The sequence below is a fragment of the Methylobacterium sp. Gmos1 genome, assembly GCF_053764715.1.
In genome coordinates this window covers 1-3,410 of sequence record NZ_JBSNCC010000051.1, presented here as the reverse complement: position 1 = coordinate 3,410, position 3,410 = coordinate 1, and the positions used below count along the sequence as shown (strand labels likewise).

At 63.7% G+C, this 3,410-nt stretch carries 1 protein-coding gene and 1 pseudogene; both read right to left on the bottom strand.

Annotation, left to right across the window (positions count from 1 at the left end):
• Positions 1–270 precede the first annotated feature (270 nt).
• Positions 271–3,195: a glycosyltransferase gene (locus tag ACS5PV_RS32655; protein WP_455399466.1), complete on the bottom strand. Its 2,925-nt coding sequence runs from the start codon at positions 3,193–3,195 to the stop codon at positions 271–273.
• Positions 3,196–3,299: 104 nt separating this feature from the next.
• Positions 3,300–3,410: pseudogene (locus ACS5PV_RS32650) on the bottom strand (IS5/IS1182 family transposase); the annotation flags it as partial.

The following is a 3,410-nucleotide window of genomic DNA, read 5'->3' as shown; positions in this document are numbered from 1 at the left end:
CTCGTGGTCGCGCACCATCCGCACGGCACGTTCGCGCACCTCAGGGGAAAACGGGGTTGTTCGCTTCGTCATGGCTCCATCCTCTCAGAAGTTGGAGCCTCCGGGAAACCCGGGGCGGTTCAGGATCGGGATTGCCCCACAGAAATGGGGCGATCCCAAGCCATGCCTCCAGGTGGTCCAGCCACGCCTTCGACCCAGCCTCACCCATCGCGGTTCTCCCGCTTGCCTCAGCAAACAGGAGACCGCAGGCCGCAACCTGGCAGAGTAGCGCTAAGGCAGGACAGCCCGGGCGGCATCCTCCGTCGCGCGGTAGTAGCTGCGCATGAGGTCGCGGTAGACGAAACGCTCGTACGGCCGGCGACGCGAATACACCTCGGGCAGGGACAGGCCGAGCAGCAGGTCGTTGAGAGCGCTGGCATCGTGCGACAGGGCCGGATCGACGATCACGCCCTCGCCGCGGGCGCGCAGGCGCTCGGCCTGGGCGCCGAGATCGAACACCACCGGCGGAAGGCCTGCGGCCTGGGCGAGCGACAGGGTGTAGCAGTACGTCTCCGGCCAGATCGAGCCAATCAGCGCGAGATCGATCCGCAGCTCTTTCAGGAGGGCCATCGCCTCCTCGTCGCTCTGGTAGGGGCCGGTCTCGGCCACACCCACTTTGGCGAGGCGCTCGGGCATGTTGCTGTAGCCCACCACCCAGTACTGAATCGGCAAGCGCCGCACGCGGGCGTCGACGGCGAGATCGTGAAGGACGTTCGAGCCCTTGTGCGGTCCGACGCCGCCGAGAGCGGCGACCCGCAGGGGAGCGGGTGGGCCCATCGGTTCGGCCGGGGCGGCGGGGCGCAACGGAGCGGGCGACAGCCGCTCCTCGTGCGGCCGGACCGTGATCCGGCTGCCGGGCAGGTGCGGCCCGAGGCGCTCGGCAATGTCCCGCGACGGCGACAGCACGATGTCGGCTCCGGCGAGGAAGCGCGCATAGGTCTCCCGCCGGATCGCCGGGTCGACGGTGTGGCTGTCTTGATCGATGGCGATGCAATGGCGGCAGGCCTCGACGTCCGGCAGGCCGCAGAAGCGGTCGAGCGGCGTGACGAGGTCGTTGCGGTGGCAGACGGCGGCATAATCGTGCAGCGTGAAGGCATAGCGGCCGCCTGCCCGGACGATCTCCATCATCCGCTCCGTCGACGCCCAATCGAGGCCGACGAAGGAGTGCACGTGGATGAGTACCGGCTGCAGCCACTCCAAGAAAGCGGAGATGAGATGGGCCTGCTTGTCGACCTGCAGCGTGTCGAACGAGGAGGCTGGGATCGCCCGCGTCGATTCGGGCGGGCATTCGACCCGGATGTGACGCTCGCCTGCGGCCTTGAGGAACACGACCTCGTGGCCCTCGCTCATCAGGCGATCCGTGAGGTCGCGCAGATGCGTGACGATCCCGCCGCTCCGGTCATGAGTGACGAGCACGACCGTCCGCGGCCCGAGGCTCCGAGCCAGGCGGTAGAGGTCGAGGCGGATGCGCCCCTCCCGGGCGGGATCGGCCTTGATGTAGGTCAGCAACTGGGACGTGTAGTCCGGATGCTTGCCAAGCAGGCGCTGCTCGATCTGCGCCATGTTCTTCGCGAAGGTATTGTCGAAGGACGCCCCGCCGGAATGATAGACGAAGACGTCGTGGGCGAGAAGGTTGCGGTAGCCCGCCTTCCGAGCCCGCAAACAGAAGTCGTTCTCCTCGCCGTAGCCCCGACCGAACGTTTCGGCGTCGAGCACGCCGATCGCGTCGATGATCGAGCGCCGCATGTAGAAGCAGAAGCCGACGCCGGTCGGGATTTCGGAGGAGATCCGGCGGTTGCAGTCGCGGGCGCTGGCGTCTAGTTCCGGCAAGGAGAGTTCGAGCTGGATGCGGTTGTTGTAGTCGAAGAGCGGATAGCTGCAGATCGTCGCGTTGTTTGATAGCGGCGTGATGGTCGCCGCGTCCGGGTTGGCACGGGCATGCCACAGCATCCGATCGACCCAGTCGCCGTAGGGAATCGCGTCCGAGTTGAGCAGGATGACGTCCTTCGTGCCGCAGAAGGCGAGCGCCTTGTTGACGGAGGCGACGAAGCCGAGATTCACCTCGTTCTCGAGGTAGAGGAAGAAGCCCTGGTCAGCGAGCGCGGCCAGGACGTCGTTCAGCTCCGCCTGCGGCCCGTGATCGTTGATCACCAGGAGGGCGAAGCGGCTTGCCTGCGGGTTCGCCAGCACGGCGTGCACCGCCCGCAGCGTTTCCTCGTACCCTTTGTAGACCGGGATCACGACGACGGCCTCGGCGGAATCCAGGTCCTTCGCTGGACGCGCCGCGGCCCATTCGGCCTGCGTCGGCGCGGTCGCGGCCGGCCAGAGCGCGGCGCCAAACGGATTCGGCTTTAATCCAAGATCTCTTCCCTGAGTCACGTAGTGATAGAGTGGGTTTACGTCGGCTGATAATTCCTCTTTATAGTGTTCTCTATAATATTCATTCCAGAATAGCTCGGAAGGATTGCGTCCTTCTTTCCAACCGTACTCAGCGTAATGGCGAATCGCGTCGATGCCCGCTTCGCGGACATCGTTGTATCTCGACAGGTAGTAGTTCTCGTCGAAATCCGGAGTGATCGCCGCGATCACCGGCGCGATCGCCGCGTCCCGCCGGCGCGCCGCCGCCGCTTCGCGCTCCGCAGCCGTCACAGGACGCTCCGTCCCGTGAAGAAGGGGGTATGTCGAGATGTAATGGTAGAAAGGCGGGAGGTCGGTATATCCGAGGTGTTGGTGGTGATTGACGTAGTCCGGTGTGACGAAATCTGCGGTTGGCTCGCGGCCCTGCCGCCAACCCTCGGTCAGGTAGTGCTCCACGGGATCGACGTCGGACGCGAGATTGTATGTTCGGAGGTAGAACTCTACGTCGAAATAGTCGCGGATGACGCGCTGCTGAATTTCTAGGAAGTCCCCCGTCGGGCGGGTGGGCGTCGCGCGTCGCCGGTCGGCCGGCAGGGTACTGTAATGTACGAGCGGATTGACAGCCGGCAGGGCCGGATCGAGGTATTTATCCTTATAGTACAGGGTCGAGAATGTCGCAGATGGATCTCGCCCCTCTCGCCATCCACTTGCCATGTAGTGGTCGAACGGCTTCTGCTCGCTTGATGCAACATCAGGATTATTTTTAAGGTAGAATTTGGCATCAAAGTGGTTTGCCACTGGTCCGAAGTGACGAAATAGATTTCTAAACATTGTATAATCCGTAAATACAATCTGACGATCGCAGGCGCGCCTGCGGCGTGTGTCCCTGCGGCTAGAGCGTGTTATGAACTGATTATTGTACGTTCGATTTTGCTGAGCATATCGCAGACGAAGGCAACCATGTGGAGGCCCGCCAATGTGCTGGCGTAGCGCTCGTAATCCTTGACCAGCCG